The sequence below is a fragment of the Actinomadura sp. NPDC049382 genome (assembly GCF_040677125.1).
GTDB lineage: Bacteria > Actinomycetota > Actinomycetes > Streptosporangiales > Streptosporangiaceae > Spirillospora > Spirillospora geliboluensis.
The window spans coordinates 12,588-28,998 of record NZ_JBFARO010000047.1; the positions used below are offsets into that span (position 1 = coordinate 12,588).

Annotated in this window: 10 protein-coding genes; all 10 read left to right on the forward strand. The window is 72.3% G+C overall.

The genetic code is table 11. From position 1 onward, the window contains the following. The first annotated feature begins 529 nt into the window (after positions 1-529). Positions 530-1,702, forward strand: a complete 1,173-nt coding sequence (locus tag AB0K34_RS25385) for an ATP-binding protein (protein WP_138635679.1) — start codon at positions 530-532, stop codon at positions 1,700-1,702. Then, the gene (locus tag AB0K34_RS25390; protein ID WP_138635680.1) at positions 1,695-2,840 is read left to right on the forward strand and encodes a hypothetical protein; all 1,146 of its coding nucleotides are present in this window, start codon (positions 1,695-1,697) and stop codon (positions 2,838-2,840) included. The genes AB0K34_RS25385 and AB0K34_RS25390 overlap by 8 nt, the downstream gene beginning before the upstream one ends. After that, positions 2,825-3,478 (forward strand): response regulator transcription factor, encoded by a 654-nt coding sequence (locus AB0K34_RS25395; protein ID WP_138635681.1) that lies wholly within the window; start codon positions 2,825-2,827, stop codon positions 3,476-3,478. The genes AB0K34_RS25390 and AB0K34_RS25395 overlap by 16 nt, the downstream gene beginning before the upstream one ends. Positions 3,479-3,865: 387 nt before the next feature. After that, complete coding sequence (locus tag AB0K34_RS25400) at positions 3,866-4,081, forward strand: MbtH family protein (RefSeq protein WP_364551244.1); 216 nt, start codon at positions 3,866-3,868, stop codon at positions 4,079-4,081. Between the two features lie 33 nt (positions 4,082-4,114). Beyond that, positions 4,115-4,768, forward strand: coding sequence for an FMN-binding negative transcriptional regulator (locus AB0K34_RS25405; protein ID WP_364551245.1), 654 nt, complete (start codon positions 4,115-4,117; stop codon positions 4,766-4,768). Further along, positions 4,765-5,490 (forward strand): LmbU family transcriptional regulator, encoded by a 726-nt coding sequence (locus AB0K34_RS25410; RefSeq protein WP_364551248.1) that lies wholly within the window; start codon positions 4,765-4,767, stop codon positions 5,488-5,490. Before AB0K34_RS25405 ends, AB0K34_RS25410 begins: the two co-directional genes overlap by 4 nt. A gap of 25 nt (positions 5,491-5,515) precedes the next feature. Next, on the forward strand, positions 5,516-7,081 hold the full coding sequence (locus AB0K34_RS25415; RefSeq protein ID WP_364551250.1) for an amino acid adenylation domain-containing protein: 1,566 nt from the start codon (positions 5,516-5,518) through the stop codon (positions 7,079-7,081). Next, positions 7,081-7,308 (forward strand): phosphopantetheine-binding protein, encoded by a 228-nt coding sequence (locus tag AB0K34_RS25420; RefSeq protein WP_364551252.1) that lies wholly within the window; start codon positions 7,081-7,083, stop codon positions 7,306-7,308. The genes AB0K34_RS25415 and AB0K34_RS25420 overlap by 1 nt, the downstream gene beginning before the upstream one ends. Before the next feature lie 103 nt (positions 7,309-7,411). Further along, the gene (locus AB0K34_RS25425; RefSeq protein ID WP_364551254.1) at positions 7,412-8,599 is read left to right on the forward strand and encodes an NAD(P)/FAD-dependent oxidoreductase; all 1,188 of its coding nucleotides are present in this window, start codon (positions 7,412-7,414) and stop codon (positions 8,597-8,599) included. Between the two features lie 43 nt (positions 8,600-8,642). Continuing rightward, entirely contained in the window at positions 8,643-16,406 is a 7,764-nt protein-coding gene (locus tag AB0K34_RS25430) for an amino acid adenylation domain-containing protein (RefSeq protein WP_364551255.1), read from the forward strand. Positions 16,407-16,411: the final 5 nt, after the last annotated feature.

Here is a 16,411-nt window from a genome sequence, read left to right on the forward strand (position 1 = left end):
GATCTGCGGCCCGATGCCGTGGGCTGAGACTGGTGGGAATCGTTGGCTTCGCAACGGCCTCGCCCGGTGAGCCCTGGAGGGCGTCCCCAAGACCGAGCGGCCACCGTCCTCGGCCCGGCTCCCACCCCGCGCCACGGCCGGAGACGACCCCTGTGCGACGGGTCGGCGTTCGTGGCCGGGCCTTACAGAGTGAAGGGCGGCCGTAACATGCATGACACATCAATAATTTGTCATGAACGGACAATGACCACTACGGGTACGAGCCGTTAGTCGCCATGTCGACAGGACGTCAAAGCCGTCCGCAGGCCACTTTCGGTCACGTCGCCTCCTGGGCGCGGTGGTGGTTCATTCGCCGAGGTAGGGCCCCGCGAATGCGCCAGCGTAATTGCCCTGTGACCCTGAGAAGTGCCGTTCCTCATGATCATATTTGGTCCCGTCTTACGAGTGTGACGGGGACCGCGCAATACTGCTCCACATGCCCGAGACGACATTACCTTTCGGAAGCGAGGGCGCTGACCGTACCAATCATGTGACACGGGGTGACGGGCCGGTCCGTTCCGGACCCGGCCCTTCCGAATACGCGCTGGCTTACGCGGTCCGCGGATTCGCGGTCGCGCTCCGCTGCGGCGCGGTCGCGGTGGTGGTCGTCGCGGCGCTGGTCGACGACGCCGACGACGGGGTGTCCCGGCTCTGGCAGCCCGTGGTGCTCGGCGGCCTCGTCCTGTGGGCCGTGTTCTTCGCCGTGGCGGCGACCCGGTACGGCCTGGGGCTCCCTCTCCTGATCGGTGACTCCGCCGTGGTGGCGCTGGTCATGCTGCTCCAGCCGTGGGTCGTCCCCGTCTCGTCGGTCATCGACGAGACCACGTGGGCCATCATGCTGGCGGGGACGGCGGTCTTCGTGGCGTTGCTGTCGGCCGGCCAGGTGACCGGGATGCTGCTGGGAGCCGCGGTCATCGCCGCCTACGTGGTCGGCGTCCCGGCGGAGACCAGCCAGGTCCGCACCCTGATCGTCCAGGTCACGGCGCTGAGCGTGATCATGTGGCTGCTGCGCCGCGGCGGCCGGCGGGCCGACGTGATCGTGGCGGTGCGCGACCGGGAGCGGCGCCGGGCGATGCTGGCGGCCGCCCGCCGGTCCGATGAGCGCCTTCACCGGTTCCAGGTGCACGACTCGGTGCTGTCGACGCTCAGCATGGTCGCCTCGGGCGCCGTGCCGACGGATTCGCCCGCCCTGCGCCGGGACGCCCGCAGGGCGCTGGAGGTCATGGAGAAATTCTCCGGCGGCTGGGTCGACGCCCCCGCGGAGCCGGTCGACCTGGTGGAGCACCTGCTGGACCTGACCGCCCACCTGTCCGTGCCGGTCGCCGTCGATCTCGTCGCCGTGCCCGGCGGCGCCGGGTTGGAGGTCCCCGCGCCGGTCGCGGCGGCGATCACCGGCGGAGTGGGGGAGGCGTTGCGCAACGTCGACCGCCACGCCGGGGTCTCCCGGGCGCGCGTGCGGGCCGAACGCCACGACGGCGACGGCTCGGTGACGGTCACCGTCTCCGACGAGGGCCGGGGATTCGCGCCGGGCGACGTCCAGGACGGCCGGCTGGGCATCAGGCACTCGATCGTCGAGCGCATGACCACGGTCGGCGGCCGGGCCACGGTGACCTCCCGGCCCGGCGCCGGGACCGAGATCACGCTGCGGTGGCCACATGGCTGAGGCTTCCACGCGGGAGTCGTTCGCCGTGCCGTTCAACCGGGCGTTCGACGTGGCCCTGGTGGTCACGGTGGCGCTCTGGCAGGTCGGCGGAGCGGGCACGGCCCTGCTCACCTACATGGACTACTACCGCTCGTTCCGGCTGGCCGCCGCGCTCTGGGCGGCGCAGTGCCTGCTCGTCGCGGCGGCGTCGGTCCTCCTGCTCCGCAGGACGGGCCGCCGCGGCTGGACGGTGGTCCTCGCCGTGGCGGACCTGGCGACGGGGGTGGCGATGGCGGCCAACTGCCCGCCGGGCGAGCAGCTGAAGATCAACTGGGCGTGGGCGACGGTCGGGCTGATCGGCGTGCTGCTGCTCATGCACCGCCCGGTACGGGAGCTCATCGCGCTGCTGGCCGCGAACGCGGGCGCCGTCCTCGCCGGGCTGGTGTCCACGGGCGACCTGAACCGGCACGTGATCGCGGGGTTCGTCGTCCTGCTGTACGCGTCGGCCAGCATCCAGCTCACGATGGTCGGCGGCGCGCGCGTGTTCCGGTTCAGCGGCGGGGTGGCGGCCGCGGCGGCGGCCGACCGGTGGGAGATGGCCACCCGGGAGATGATCATCGCGGAGGTCTCGGCGGCGCGGCGGGACCGCTACCGGGAGGCGGGCCGGCTCGTCACGCCCGTCCTGCGCGGGCTGGCCGACGGCAGCGCCGATCCGTCCGATCCGTCGCTGCGGCACCGCTGCGCCACCGCCGAGGCCATGCTCCGGCAGCTGCTGGCCGAGCACGAGGACATTCCGGATCCGCTGCTGCGGCTCCTCCAGCCGGGCGTGGACGAGGCGCTGCGCCGCGGTGTGGTGGTCGACCTGACCCTGGTCGGGGAGTCGCCGCCGCTGGACCAGGGGACCGCCGCGGCGCTCGCCGAGGTGCCGCTCACCGTGCTGGCGAGGACGCGGGCGCACACGCGGATCACCGTCGTCTCGACGGCCGCCGACCAGGTGAGCGTCTCGGTCCTCACCGACGACCCGGGCGCCGGCGACCTCACCCGCGACGCGGCCGCCGGGGACGCGGCCGCCGGGGACGCGGGGACCGCCGGCGTCGACCTCACGATCGATCATGACGGGGACCAGCTGTGGGTGGAGGCTCGATGGGCCAGACCGTGACCATCGCGGTCATCGACGACCAGGACGTCGTGCTGACGGGGATCAGGACGTGGGTCGCGGAGGACGCGGGGCGGCGCGTCGAGATCGTCCATGTCGGGCCCGACCTGGCCGACGTGGACACCGGCCCGGCCGCGGCGGCCGACGTCCTGGTGGTCGACCTGCGCATCGACGGGGAGCTCGTCTTCGACCGCATCGCCGAGCTCGCGGCCGCGGGCCGCAAGATCGTGGTGTTCTCCCAGCACACCGAGCCGGACGTCATCCACCACGCCGAGCTGGCCGGTGCCCGCGCCTACATCACCAAGGACTCCAACGAGGGCCGGGCCCACCTCATCGAGGCGATACTGACGGTGGCCGCCGGCGGGAGGTACACCACCCCGTCCCAGGCCGGCGCCATGCTCGCCGCGAACGAGAGCCTCAACGGCACGCCCCGGTTCTCCGAGCAGGAGCTGCGGACGATGCGCCTGTGGCTCGGCGGCCTCACCCGCGCGGGCGTCGCCCGCCAGATGGGCATCAGCGAGCACACGGTCAAGCAGTACTTGGAACGCGCCCGGGAGAAGTACTCCCGGCTGGGGCGGGAGGCGACGACCCGCGTCGACCTCTACCGCGAGGCGCGCCGCGACGGAATCGTCATCGACTGAGACCGTCCGGCGCCGCCGCGCGAACGTGAATTTGGCCGGAAGAATGGCTGAATTCGCATTCGAGGGAGCATGTCCTGATGCTGCTGGTCCGGTCATGCTTACACAGAACATCGGTGAGGTAAAGGGTCGGTAGACGGCCGTCCGCCGGCCATCCGCCGCCCGCTTGCCCGCCCCTTGTGGCATTCGAGGGCGAGTCGTACGGTGGCGACAGCTTTACCGGGCCGGCGCGGCCGCCGGGTGTCCTGTCGACGGGACACCGCCGAAATGGCAAGCCCATAACGGCCCGGCTGAATTCCCATCCCCAGTCACCGCTCGACGTTTATGGATGCCGCCTGCCCGGGCGGTCTCCCGATTCCGCATCGCGTCGCAACGCCAAGGACGGTCGCCATGAGCACGAACCCCTTCGACGACGAGGCCGGCCGCTTCTTCGTCGTGGTCAACGACGAGGACCAGCACTCCCTGTGGCCGGCGTTCGCCGCCGTCCCCGCGGGCTGGCGGGAGGTCTTCGGTGAGACGTCCAGAGCCGAGTGCCTGGAGTACGTCGAGAAGCACTGGACCGACATGCGCCCGCGGAGCCTCCGGGAGGCCATGGCCGCGGACTGACGCGGACCGGATGCTGCGGAGGAGTGGATCGCGATGTTCGTGCCCGCTATGTACCGGGAGCCCGACGTCCGGTGGACCGTCGAGTTGATGCGGCGGAACCCGCTGGCCCTGCTGATGACCAACGGCGACGACGCCGAGGGCCCGTACGCCACGCACCTGCCGGTCATCCCGGACCGGCTGCCCGCCGACGGGTCCGCGGACCTTGCCGGGGCGACGCTGCTCGGCCACATGAACCGGGCCAACCCCCAGTGGAAGGCGCTGCGTTCCGGCACGCCCGGGGTGCTGAGCTTCGCGGGCCCGCACGCGTACGTCTCGCCGACGCTGTACCCGGTCACTCCGTCCGCGCCGACCTGGAACTACACGGCCGCGCAACTGCGCGGCGTGATCGACACGATCGACTCCGACGAGGAGACGCTGTCCGTGGTGCGCTCCACCGTCCGGGTCCTGGAGGGCGACTTCGGACGCGACTGGGACATGACCGGGTCGATCGGCCATTTCCGCCGGATCCTGCCCGGGGTGGGCGCGTTCCGGTTCACCGTCACCCGGGCCGAGGCGATCTTCAAGCTCAGCCAGGAGCAGAGCGCCGAGACGCGGGACCGGGTGTGCCGCCACTTCGCCCGGGAGGGGGCCGGGCGGCAGCGGGAGGTCGCGGAGTACATGAACAGGCTGACCGAAGGGGAGCTGTGAGTACGACGAACGGTTACAAGGCCGCGCCGGCGGCGATCGGCGGGGAGGCCGCGCAGCGCGACGTGGTCCTGCCCTTCGTGGGGAAGCAGGCGACGGCGCGCAAGTCGGGGATGGTCTTCGCGCAGAACCTGCCGGAGCGGTCCTGGGAGCAGATCGGCACCAACCTGCGCGAGCTGGCGAACTCCTCGGCCTGGTGGCTCGCCGACTGGCTGATCTTCGGGGAGTCGGCGTACGGATGGCGCCGCTACCGGGAGGCGATCGACCGGACGGGCCTCGACTACCAGACCCTGCGCAACTACGCGTGGGTGGCGCGGCGGTTCGAGCACCACCGCAGGCGGGACGGCCTCAGTTTCGCCCACCACGCCGAGGTGACGCGCCTTTCGCCGCCCGAGCAGGACTACTGGCTGCGCAAGGCCGAGGAGCAGAAGTGGTCGCGCAACGAGCTGCGCAGGGCGGTCCGCGAGAGCCTCGCCGAGCAGAGCCCCACCCTCCGCGAGGAGGGCGAGGAGCGCGGAGGCCGCCGCAAGGAGCTCCCTGCGGACGGCGGGGACGAGCGGCGCAAGGCCGAGGTGCGCCTGGCCGAGAAGCAGAAGGTCACGCTCACCATCGAGCTGTCCGACCACCAGCTCGACTGCTACTCGAAGGTGGCGGCGGCGCACGGCCTCTCCGTCGACCAGTGGGCGACGCGGGTACTCGACGCCGCCGACCGGCGCACGGCCTGACCGCCCGTCACATCGGAGCCAGCTGATGATCCTTCAGGGAAAGCAGGTCCCGCTGCCCCCGGCGCCCGTGCCCCACCACCGGTTCGAGGCGCACGCGGAGACGGCCCCCGACGCCGTCGCGGTCGTCTGCGGCGAGCGGCGGGTGACGTACGCGGAGCTGGACGCGCGGGCCAACCGGTTCGCCCATTTCCTCGGGGCGCGCGGACACGGCCGGGGCGCGAAGGTCGGCGTCTGCCTCGACTACTCGGTGGACATGCTCGTCGCCGTCCTCGGCACGCTCAAGGCGGGCGCGGCCTACGTGCCGCTCGACCCGTCCTACCCGGCGGAGAGGCTCTGGCTGCTGCTGGGGCAGATCCCCGATCTCGTCCTGATCGTGGCGTCCCCGGCGACGGCCGGGATGGTCGAGTCGGCGGCCGTCGAGGTCATCGACCTCGGACGCCCGCCCGGCGGCCTGGCGGACCTCCCGGAGACCCGCCCCGGCGTTTCCGTCACCGGGGACGACGTGTGCTACGCGGTCTTCACGTCCGGGTCGACCGGTACGCCGAAGCTGACCGCGGTGCGGCACGAGGGCTGGTTCAACCTGATGAACTGGCTGATGATCGAGTACGGCCTGCACCGGGGGTCGCACAACCTGGTCGTCAGCGCGTTCGGCTTCGACCTGTCCCAGCGCAGCCTGATGACGCCGTTGTTCTGCGGCGCCACGCAGCACCTGATGACGAGCCGGAACTTCGACGCCCTGCTGGCGTACCGCATGCTGAACGAGCACGACATCCGCGTGGTGCACTGCGCGTCCAGCACGCTGTACCTGCTGGTGGACTGGGAGACCGCCCGCGGCGGGAACGCGCTCGCCGGGCTGGACTACGTGCTGTTCGGCGGGGAGCCGCTGAAGGTCGAACGGATCTGGGACTGGGCGCGGCGCGAGGACAACGCGTGCACGCTCCTGCACCAGTACGGCGTCGCCGAGTGCACGGACGTCGCGACGTCGTTCGACCTGGCCGGTTACCGGCCCAGCGAACACGACATCGCGCCGGTCGGCAGGCCGGCCCACAACACCGGCATCCATCTTCTCGACGAGCGGATGAACGGCGTCGGGCCGGGGGAGTACGGGGAGGTCTTCATCTCCGGAGCCGGCGTCGGCGCGGGCTACCTCAACGGCGGCGGCCCCGAGCCGGCGCGGTTCACCACGGTCATGGTCGAGGGCGAGCCGCGCAGGATGTACCGCACGGGCGACCGCGGTTACGTGAACGCCGAGGGGGACCTCGTCGTCGCCGGCCGGATGGACGCGCAGGTGAAGGTGCGGGGCATGCGCATCGATCCCGCCGACATCGAGCGCGCGCTCGCCAGGCTGCCCGGCGTCCGGGAGGCCGCCGTGGTCACCGCCCCCACGGACGCCGGTGAGGTCGAGCTGGTCGCGTTCCTCGTGCCCGAGGACGGCGATCTCGCCGCGGACGACGTCCGCGCCCGGCTGCTCGAAACGCTGCCGCGGAACATGGTCCCGGCGCGGTGCCTCAACATTCCCCGGCTGCCGTTGAGCCCGCACGGAAAGGTCGACCGCAAAGAACTCGCCGACTCGTGCAGGACGGGACTGTGATGATCTCCGAAAAGGTGCGCGCCATCTGGTGCCGCGAACTCCGACGCGACGACGTGGCGGACGACGACGATTTCTTCGCCCTGGGCGGCCAGTCCGTGATCATGGCAAGAATTCAGGCCGCCTTCGTCGCGGAACTGGGCGTCGAGGTACCGGTCGACCAGATGTTCCTCAACCCGACCGTGGCCTCTGTTTCCGCGTACATCGAATCCCTGGATCCGGTGACCTGACAGCGGCGACCCTGGTCCCGGTCCGTGTCCCGCCGGCGAGACACATTCCTTTCGCCGGGCCTGCTGACCGTTCCCCCGATGCCCACTTCTCAGGAGAGGCGCCATGTACGACGTGATTGTCATCGGTGCCCGTTGCGCGGGTTCGCCGGCGGCCATGTTGTTCGCCCGGCAGGGGTACCGCGTCCTGCTCCTGGAGAAGGCGCGGTTCCCCCAGGACACGCTGTCCTCGCATTACATCCACCAGCCGGGCGTGGCGCTCCTCGCCAAGTGGGGCCTGCTCGGCGAACTCCGCCGCGCGGGCTGCCGGCCGATCGACCACGAGAGCTACGACGGGCCCGGCGTCCGGCTGGACGGTTTCTCCCTGCCGGTCGACGGCCACCGGACGACGTACGCGCCCCGCCGGTTCGTGCTCGACCCGATCCTGGCCGGCGGCGCCGTAGCGGCCGGGGCGGAGTTCCAGGAGTCCTGCGCGGTCACCGACCTGCTGCACGAGGGCGGCCGGGTCGCCGGCGTCCGGTACACGACCCCTGGCGGCGCCGAGGCGACCGAGCGGGCGCGGCTGGTCGTCGGCGCGGACGGCATGCGGTCGCTGGTGGCGCGCAAGACCCGCGCGCCGAACGTCATCGAGCACCCGCGGATGACCTGCGTCTACTACAGCTACTGGTCCGGGGTCCCCGCGCACATGGAGCTGTACGAGCGGCCCGGGCGCTGGGTCGTCGCCATCCCCACCAACGACGACCTCACGCTGATCATGACCTACTTCCCGCAGAACGAGTTCGCCAAGGTCCGTACCGCGGTGGAGCCGTCCTACCTCGAAGCCCTCCGCACGACGGCGCCCGAGCTGTACGACCGGATGTCGGCCGGCGCGCGGGTGGAGCAGATGTACGGCACGGGCCATCAGGAGAACTTCTTCCGCAAGGCACACGGGCCCGGGTGGGTGCTGCTCGGGGACGCGCTGCACCACAAGGACTCCATCACCGCCCGCGGGATCACCGACGCGTTCCTCCAGGCCCAGTCGCTCACGGACCACATCGGGCAGGGCCTGCACGACGACGCCGCGCTCGACGCGGCGCTGAACCGCTTCGAGAACGACCTGAACGACGACTTCCTCGACCTCTACCAGGGCGTGCTCAACGTGGCCGAGCTCAAGCCCGAAGGGCGGACCGAGATGTTGCGGAAACTGGTCGGCCACCAGGAGCTGATCGACCGGTACTTCTCCACGGTGTCGGGCGCTTGCTCGTTCGACGACTTCTACAACGCCGAACTCTTGACGGTGCTCGACCAGAGCTGAGCGGCGGATCGGTTCCCGCCGGTCCCGCCGAATTGGAGACAGAATGATCCCGTTGTCGTTCGCGCAGCGCCGGCTGTGGTTCGTGGACCGGTTCGACGGGCCGTCGGCGACCTACAACGGCGCGTTCGCCCTGCGGCTGACCGGTGAGCTGGACACCGGCGCGCTGGAGGCGGCGCTCCGCGACGTCGTCGAAAGGCACGAGGTCCTCCGCACGGTGATCGTCGAGGACGGCGAGGGCGTCCCCCACCAGCGGGTGCTGCCGTCCGGCGAGCGGCCGTTCGACCTGCCGGTGGCCGAGGTCGCGACGGAGGAGGAGCGGGCCGCCGCGCTCCATGCCGAGGCCACCGCGACCTTCGACCTGGCCGCCGACGTGCCGATCCGCGCCAGGCTGGTCCGCAGCGGCCCGCTCGACCACACCCTGGTGCTGGTGATGCATCACATCGCCGTGGACGGCGAGTCGTTCGGCCCGCTGTTCCGCGATCTCCTCACGGCGTACGCGGCCCGCAGGGAGGGCGGGGCCCCGCGGTGGGAGCCGCTCCCGGTGCAATACGCGGACTACACGCTGTGGCAGCGGGACGTGCTCGGCGACGAGACCGACCCGGCCAGCCTGGGGGCCAGGCAGCTGGAGTACTGGCGGCAGGCCCTCGCCGACCTGCCGCAGCCGCTCGCCCTCCCCACCGACCGGCCGCGCGGGAAGGCGATGGGCCACGCGGGCGACATGGTCCGGTTCTCGATCGACCCCGGCCTGCTCTCGTCCGTGGAGAAGCTCGCCGCGCGGGCCGACGCGACGATCTCGATGGTCATGCACTCCGCGCTGGCGGTCCTCCTCCACCACCTCGGCTGCGGCGACGACGTGCCCATCGGCGCGCCGATCGCGGGACGCACCGCCGACGAGCTGCGCGACCTCGTCGGGTTCTTCGTCAACACCTGGGTGCTGCGCGCCGACCTCTCCGGCGAACCGACGTTCCTCGAACTGGTCCGGCGGGTGCGGGACCGGTCGCTGGCCGCGTACGACAACCAGGAGATGCCGTTCGAGCGCCTGGTGGAGCTGCTGAACCCCGACCGGTCCACCGCCTACAGCCCGTTCTTCCAGGTCATGCTCGCCTGGCAGCCGCCCGTGCCGCCGATGGAGTTCCCCGGCCTCGACGTCCGGGACGAGAGGCTGGAGACCGGCACGGCCAAGTTCGACCTGTTCTTCGACATGCTCCCGGACGGCGCGGGCGGGGCGACCTGCCGCCTGGAGTACCGCACCGACCTGTTCGACAGGGACACGGCCGAGGACATCGCCGCCCGGTTCGTCCGGGTGCTGGGCCGGGTCGCGGCCGACCCGGAGCACCGCGTCGGCGGCGTCGACGTGCTCGCCGACGCCGAGCGGGACCGGTTGCTCCGCCGTTTCAACGACACCGCCGCGCCGGTGCCCGAGGCCACGGTCCCGGAGCTGTTCGAGGACCAGGCCGCGAGGACGCCGGACGCCCCGGCGATCGCCTGCGACGGCCGGACGCTGACCTACCGGGAGCTCGACGCCCGGGCGAACGCCGTCGCGTGGGAGCTGATCCGGCGCGGCGCCGGGCCGGAGGACCTCGTGGTGCTGGCGCTGCCGCGCACCGAGGACCTGGTGGCCGGCCTTCTCGGCATCCTCAAGTCCGGCGCCGGATACCTGCCGATGGACCCGCAGTACCTCGGCGGACGCGCGGCGAGCGTGCTGTCCGAGGCGCGCCCGCGCTTCGCGGTGACCGACACCGCGACGTGGCGGGACCTGCCGCCGGCGGACGTCTCCGCCGTGAACCTCGACCACCGCGCGGGATGGGACACGCCCGAGGGCCCGCCGGACGACGCGGACCGGACCTCGCCGCTGCGCCCGGACAACCTGGCGTACGTCATGTACACGTCCGGGTCCACGGGCACGCCGAAGGGCGCGGCGATCACCCACCGCAACGTCGTCAACGGGGTGCGGGAGCTGGTGCGCGTCCTCGACGCGCCGCCCGGCTGGCGGATGCTGTCCGGCACGTCGGTGAACTTCGACGTCTCGGTGTTCGAGCTGCTGACCACCCTGTCCACCGGCGGCACGGCCGAGGTGGTGCCGAACATGCTCGCGCTCGCGGAGCGGGGCGGCTGGGACGGCGACGTGATCAGCGCCGTCCCCACCGTGCTCGGGGAGTTGACGGGGCACCTGGAGAAGACGAGCGGCGTGCGGACGGTCGTGCTGGCGGGCGACATCCTCCCGGCCCGGCTGGTGCGGCAGGTGCGGGAGGCGCTGCCGGACGTGCAGGTCGTGAACTCCTACGGGCAGAGCGAGAGCTTCTACGCCACCGCGTTCTCCCTCACGGCGTCCGAGGAGTGGGCGGAGGACGACGTCGCGCCGATCGGTACTCCGCTGGGCAATATGCGCGCCTACGTGCTGGGACCGGGGCTCGCCCCGGTGCCGCAGGGCGTGGTCGGCGAGCTGTACGTCGCCGGGACGTGCCTCGGCCGCGGCTACCGCGACCGGCCGGGCATGACGGCCGAACGGTTCGTCGCGAACCCGTTCGGCCCGGCGGGCGAGCGGATGTACCGCACGGGCGACCTCGCCCGGTGGAACGCGCGCGGCCGGCTCGAGTGCGTCGGCAGGGTCGACGGCCAGGTGAAGGTCCGCGGCTTCCGCATCGAGACCGCCGAGGTCGAGGCGGTGTGCGCGCGCTACCCCGGGATCAGCGAGGCGGTCGTGATCAGCCGGGAGGCGCCCGGGGGCGGGCGGCGGCTCGTCGCCTATGTCGTGCACACCGGCGCGGGGGCCGTCGGCGACGACGGCGCCGGCGGCATCGGCGACGTGGAGGCGATGGCGGGCGCGTCGGCCGCCGAGCTGCGCAGGTTCGTCGCGGCGCGGCTGCCCGACTACATGGTCCCGTCGGCCTTCGTGACCCTCGGCCGGATGCCGCTCGGGCCGACCGGCAAGCTGGACCGGTCGGCCCTGCCCGAACCGGAGTTCGCGGGCGAGACCTACCGGGCGCCGCGCACCGAGGCCGAGACGGTCATCACCGCCGCGTACGCGGACGTGCTCGGGGTGGACCGGGTCGGCATCGACGACGACTTCTTCGCCGTGGGCGGCGACAGCCTGCGGTCGATCCAGGTGGTCGCGCGGGCCCGGGCCCGCGGCCTGGAGGTCACCACCCGGGAGATCTTCGAGTGCCGGACGGCGGCGCGGCTGGCCGAGGCGGTCTCCGCGCGCCGGGACCGGACGCCCGTGCTCGCCGAGGACGCGAGCGGCGGCGTCGGGCCGATGGGGCTGCAGCCGGTGGCGCGGCACGTGTTCCAGCACGGCGGCGGGATGGACCGGTTCGCCATGGCGATGGCGCTGGAGCTGCCCGCGGGCATCGACGCGGACGGGCTGGCCGCGACGCTGGACGCCGTCCTCGACCGGCACGACCTCCTGCGGGCCCGGTTGGTGCGCGGCGACGTGCCGTCCCTCGACGTGCGTCCGGCGGGGAGCGTGCGCGCGGCCGGCCTGATCCACCGCGTGCCCTGCGACGGCCGGTGGGACGACCCGTCCACGCTGGAGACCGCGAAGGCCGAGCTGGACGCCGCGACCGGGAGCCTCGACCCGGAGGCCGGGACCATGGCGCGCTTCGTCTGGTTCGCCCCGGAGCGGGGGCCGGGCAGGCTGCTCGCCGTCCTGCACCACCTGGTGGTGGACGGCGTCTCCTGGCGCATTCTCATGTCCGACCTCGCCGAGGCGTGGCGGCGGGTCCGCGACGGCCGGACGCCCGACCTGCCCGCGGTCGGGACGTCCGCCCGCCGCTGGGCCGCGGCGCTGGAGGCCGAGGCGCTCTCCCCGGAGCGGGAGGCGGAGCTGGAGTTCTGGCGGGACATGCTCGAAGCCGCGAACCCGCCGCTCGGCGAGCGCCCGTTCGACCCGGCGGTGGACGTCGTGTCCACGCTCGGCAGCGTCCGGGTGGAACTGCCCGCCGACGTCACCGACGCGGTGCTGACCGGGCTTCCCGCGGCCTACCGGGGCACCGGCACCGACGTGCTGCTCGCCGCGCTCGCCCTCGCCGTGAACCGGTGGAGCGGCGCCGACCGCTCGACCCTGGTCCGGCTGGAGGGGCACGGCCGCGAGGAGGACGTCGTCCCCGGGGCCGACCTCGCCCGCACGGTCGGCTGGTTCACCTGCATGTACCCGGCGCGGGTCGACGTGCGCGGCGTGGACGTGTCCGAGGTGCTCGCCGGCGGCGCCGCGGCCGGGACGGCGGTCAAGCTGGTGAAGGAGCAGCTGCGCGCGATCCCCGACAAGGGCGTCGGGTACGGGCTGCTGCGCTACCTGAACCCGGAGACCGCCCCGCAGCTCGCCGACCACCCGGCGCCGCAGATCGGGTTCAACTACCTCGGCCGCGTCTCCGACGCCGACGTGCCCGAGCACCTGCGCGCGGACGGGTGGGGGCCGGCGCGCTGGTCCGCCGAGCTCGTCCCGGTGCCCGACCCGGACCTGCCCGCGCTGTCCGCCCTGGAGGTGGGCGCCGTCGCCACCGACGGCCCCGAAGGCGCCCGGCTGCAGGCCGTCTTCACGTTCCCCACCGGGCTGCTGTCCCGGGAGCGCACCGCCGAACTCGCCGAACTGTGGGTCGAGGTGCTGACGGGCATGGCCGCGTACGCCGCGCGGCCGGAGATCGGCGGGCTCACGCCGTCCGACGCCGCGCTGGTCCCGGTGCGCCAGGACGAGATCGACGCCTGGGAGACGCATTACGGCCGGCTGACCCACATCTGGCCGCAGGCACCGGGACAGGCGGGGATCCAGTTCCAGGCCGCGGTCGCCGACGGGTCGTTCGACGTCTACCACATGCAGTTCGTCCTGCACCTGACCGGGCAGGTCGACCCCGAACGCATGCGGGACGCCGGGCGGCGCCTGCTCGACCGCTACCCGAACCTGCGCTCCGCGTTCCTGGCCGGAGCCGACGGCGGCCCGGTCCAGGTCGTACCGGAGCACGTCGACATGCCCTGGCGCCACGTCGACCTGACGGGCCGCGGCGAAGCCGAACAGGACGCGGCCCTCGACCGGTACCTCGCGGAGGACCGCGCCGACCCGCTCGACCCGCTGCGGCCGCCGCTGATGCGCCTCGGCCTGATCACCTACACGCCGCAGCGGGCGAAGCTGATCGTCACGGCCCACCACACGCTGTTCGACGGGTGGTCGTCGTCGCTGGTGCTCACGGACCTGATCCGGCTGTACTCCGGAACGTACGAGCTCCGCCCGGTCCGCAGCTACGGCGACTACCTGGCGTGGCTCGCCACACGGGACCGGGAGGCGTCGGCCGCCCGGTGGGCCGCCGAACTCGCCGGCTTCGAGCAGCCGACCCTCGTGGCGCCGAGCGCCCCCGTCCAGGAGACGGCGTCCGCCCTCGGGCGGATCGAGGTACCGCTATCGGTCGACAAGGGCCGCGCACTCGCCCACCGCGCCGCGGAACTCGGGGTCACCCTCAACACGCTCCTGCAAGGCGCGTGGGGGATCCTGCTCGCGAAGCTCACCGGGCAGCAGGACGTGGTCTTCGGAGCCGCCGTCAACGGCCGTCCACCGGAACTCCCCGGCTCGGAGGAGATGGTCGGGCTCTTCATCAACACCCTGCCGACCAGGGTGCTCTGCCGGCCGGACGACGGCGTCGGCGACGTCATCACCGCGCTGCAGGACCGGCAGACCGCCCTGCTCGACCACCACTACTACGGGCTCGCCGACATCCAGCGCGGCGCCGGGCTCCCCGCGCTCTTCGACACGATCGTCGTCTTCGAGAACTACCCGGTCGACCGCGAGGGCGTCGTCGACGCCAACATCGCGGCCGGGTTCACGATCGACGGCATCCGGCCGTTCGCGGGCTCGCACTACCCGCTCACCCTCAACTCCTCCGACCCCTACCTGCGGCTCTCCCTCGACTACCAGAACAACCTCTACGACCGCGCCGGCGCCGAGGTGATCGCCGCGCGGCTCGTCCGGGTGCTGGACCAGGTGCTCACGGACCCGGACACGCGTCTCGCGGACGTCGACGTGCTCGGCGGGGACGAGCGCCGGTGGCTGCTGCACGAGGTGAACGACACCGCCGAGCCGGCGCTGGAGCCGGGCTTGGTGGGGTCGGTGGCGCGGTGGGCGTCGATCTCTCCGGACGCGCCCGCTGTGATCGGTGAGGCGGGGTCGCTGTCGTTCGGGGAGTTGGAGGTGCGGGCCAACCGGCTGGCGCATTGGCTGATCGATCGTGGTGTGGGCCCGGAGTCGCTGGTGGCGGTGTGTCTGCCGCGGTCGGTGGATCTTGTGGTGGCGTTGCTGGCGGTGCTCAAGGCCGGTGGGGCCTATGTGCCGATCGACCCGGACCATCCGCGTTCGCGGATCGACTACATCCTCGAAGACGCGGACCCGGTGCTGGTGCTGGACGCCCAGACCTGGGCCGCTGCCGGCTGTTCGAGGTTCCCGGAGTCGGCGCCCGATGCCGACGCCTCGCCGGACAACACGGCGTATGTGATCTACACGTCGGGATCGACCGGCAATCCGAAGGGCGTGGCGGTCTCGCGAGGCGCGCTGGAGAACTTCCTGGCCACGATGGGGCGGCGGGTTCCGTTGTCGCCCGAGGACCGGCTGCTGGCGGTCACGACGGTCTCGTTCGACATCGCGGCACTGGAGCTGTATCTGCCGCTGGTCTCCGGTGCGGCCGTGGTGCTGGCGGGAGAGAAGGACACCATCGGCGATCCGTCCGCCGTGGTGGCACTTGCCAAGCGGCATGAGGTCACGGTGGTGCAGGCGACGCCGGCGTTCTGGCAGATGGTGCTGATGCAGGAGCCGGATGCCGCGAAGGGTCTGCGTGTCCTGGTTGGGGGCGAGGCCCTGCCTGCGCCCTTGGCCGACGCTTTGGCCGACCAGGCGGCCGAAGTGCTGAACGTCTACGGCCCGACGGAGACGACGATCTGGTCGACGATGGCGGAAGTCGAGGCTGGGTCGGGTGTGGCGATCGGTTCGCCTATCGGCAACACCCAGGTGTACGTCCTGGACTCCGGGCTGCGGCCGGTCCCGCGTGGTGTGCCGGGGGAGCTGTACATCGCTGGCGATGGGCTGGCCAGGGGGTACTTCGGTCGTTCGGCGCTGACGTCCGGACGGTTCGTGGCGTGCCCGTTCGGCCCTGCCGGTGCGCGGATGTACCGCACCGGTGACCTCGTCCGACACGGCGGCGACGGACGGCTGGAGTACATCGGCCGTACCGACTTCCAGGTGAAGGTCCGCGGATTCCGGATCGAGCTGGGCGAGATCGAACACGTACTGGCTCAGCATCCCGACGTGGCGCAGGCCGCCGTCGTGACACGCGAGGACGGGCGAGGCGACAAACGGCTGGTCGCGTACGTGGTGCCGAAGGGCGGTATCGACCCCGGGGCGCTGGACGTCGAGGCCGTGACGGGCCTCCTCAGGGAGCGCGTGCCGGACTACATGATCCCTTCGGCGATCGTGCCCATGGCCGGGTTCCCGACGACGCCGAACGGCAAGCTCGACCGCGCCGCGCTCCCCACCCCGGACCGCTCCCAGGTCACGACCGGACGAGAACCCCGCGACGAGCGCGAGGAGGTCCTCTGCCGGCTGTTCGCCGAACTCCTCGAGATGGAGAGGATCGGCATCGACGCCGACTTCTTCGCGCTCGGCGGCCACTCGCTGCTGGCCACCCGCCTGATCGGCCGCATCCGCAACGAACTCAACCTCGACGTGAAGGTCGCGACGGTGTTCCGCAATCCGACCGTCGCCCAGCTCGCGGCCCGCCTCGCGGAGCTGAAGACGTCGAACCGCCCCCAGCTGCGCAAAATGACCGTGTAGGAGCG

Coding starts and splice junctions, on each gene's coding strand:
- AB0K34_RS25390 (WP_138635680.1), top strand. CDS start 1,695: ATGGCTGAGGCTTCCACGCGGGAGTCGTTCGCCGTGCCGTTCAACCGG.
- AB0K34_RS25395 (WP_138635681.1), top strand. CDS start 2,825: ATGGGCCAGACCGTGACCATCGCGGTCATCGACGACCAGGACGTCGTG.
- AB0K34_RS25400 (WP_364551244.1), top strand. CDS start 3,866: ATGAGCACGAACCCCTTCGACGACGAGGCCGGCCGCTTCTTCGTCGTG.
- AB0K34_RS25405 (WP_364551245.1), top strand. CDS start 4,115: ATGTTCGTGCCCGCTATGTACCGGGAGCCCGACGTCCGGTGGACCGTC.
- AB0K34_RS25415 (WP_364551250.1), top strand. CDS start 5,516: ATGATCCTTCAGGGAAAGCAGGTCCCGCTGCCCCCGGCGCCCGTGCCC.
- AB0K34_RS25420 (WP_364551252.1), top strand. CDS start 7,081: ATGATCTCCGAAAAGGTGCGCGCCATCTGGTGCCGCGAACTCCGACGC.
- AB0K34_RS25425 (WP_364551254.1), top strand. CDS start 7,412: ATGTACGACGTGATTGTCATCGGTGCCCGTTGCGCGGGTTCGCCGGCG.
- AB0K34_RS25430 (WP_364551255.1), top strand. CDS start 8,643: ATGATCCCGTTGTCGTTCGCGCAGCGCCGGCTGTGGTTCGTGGACCGG.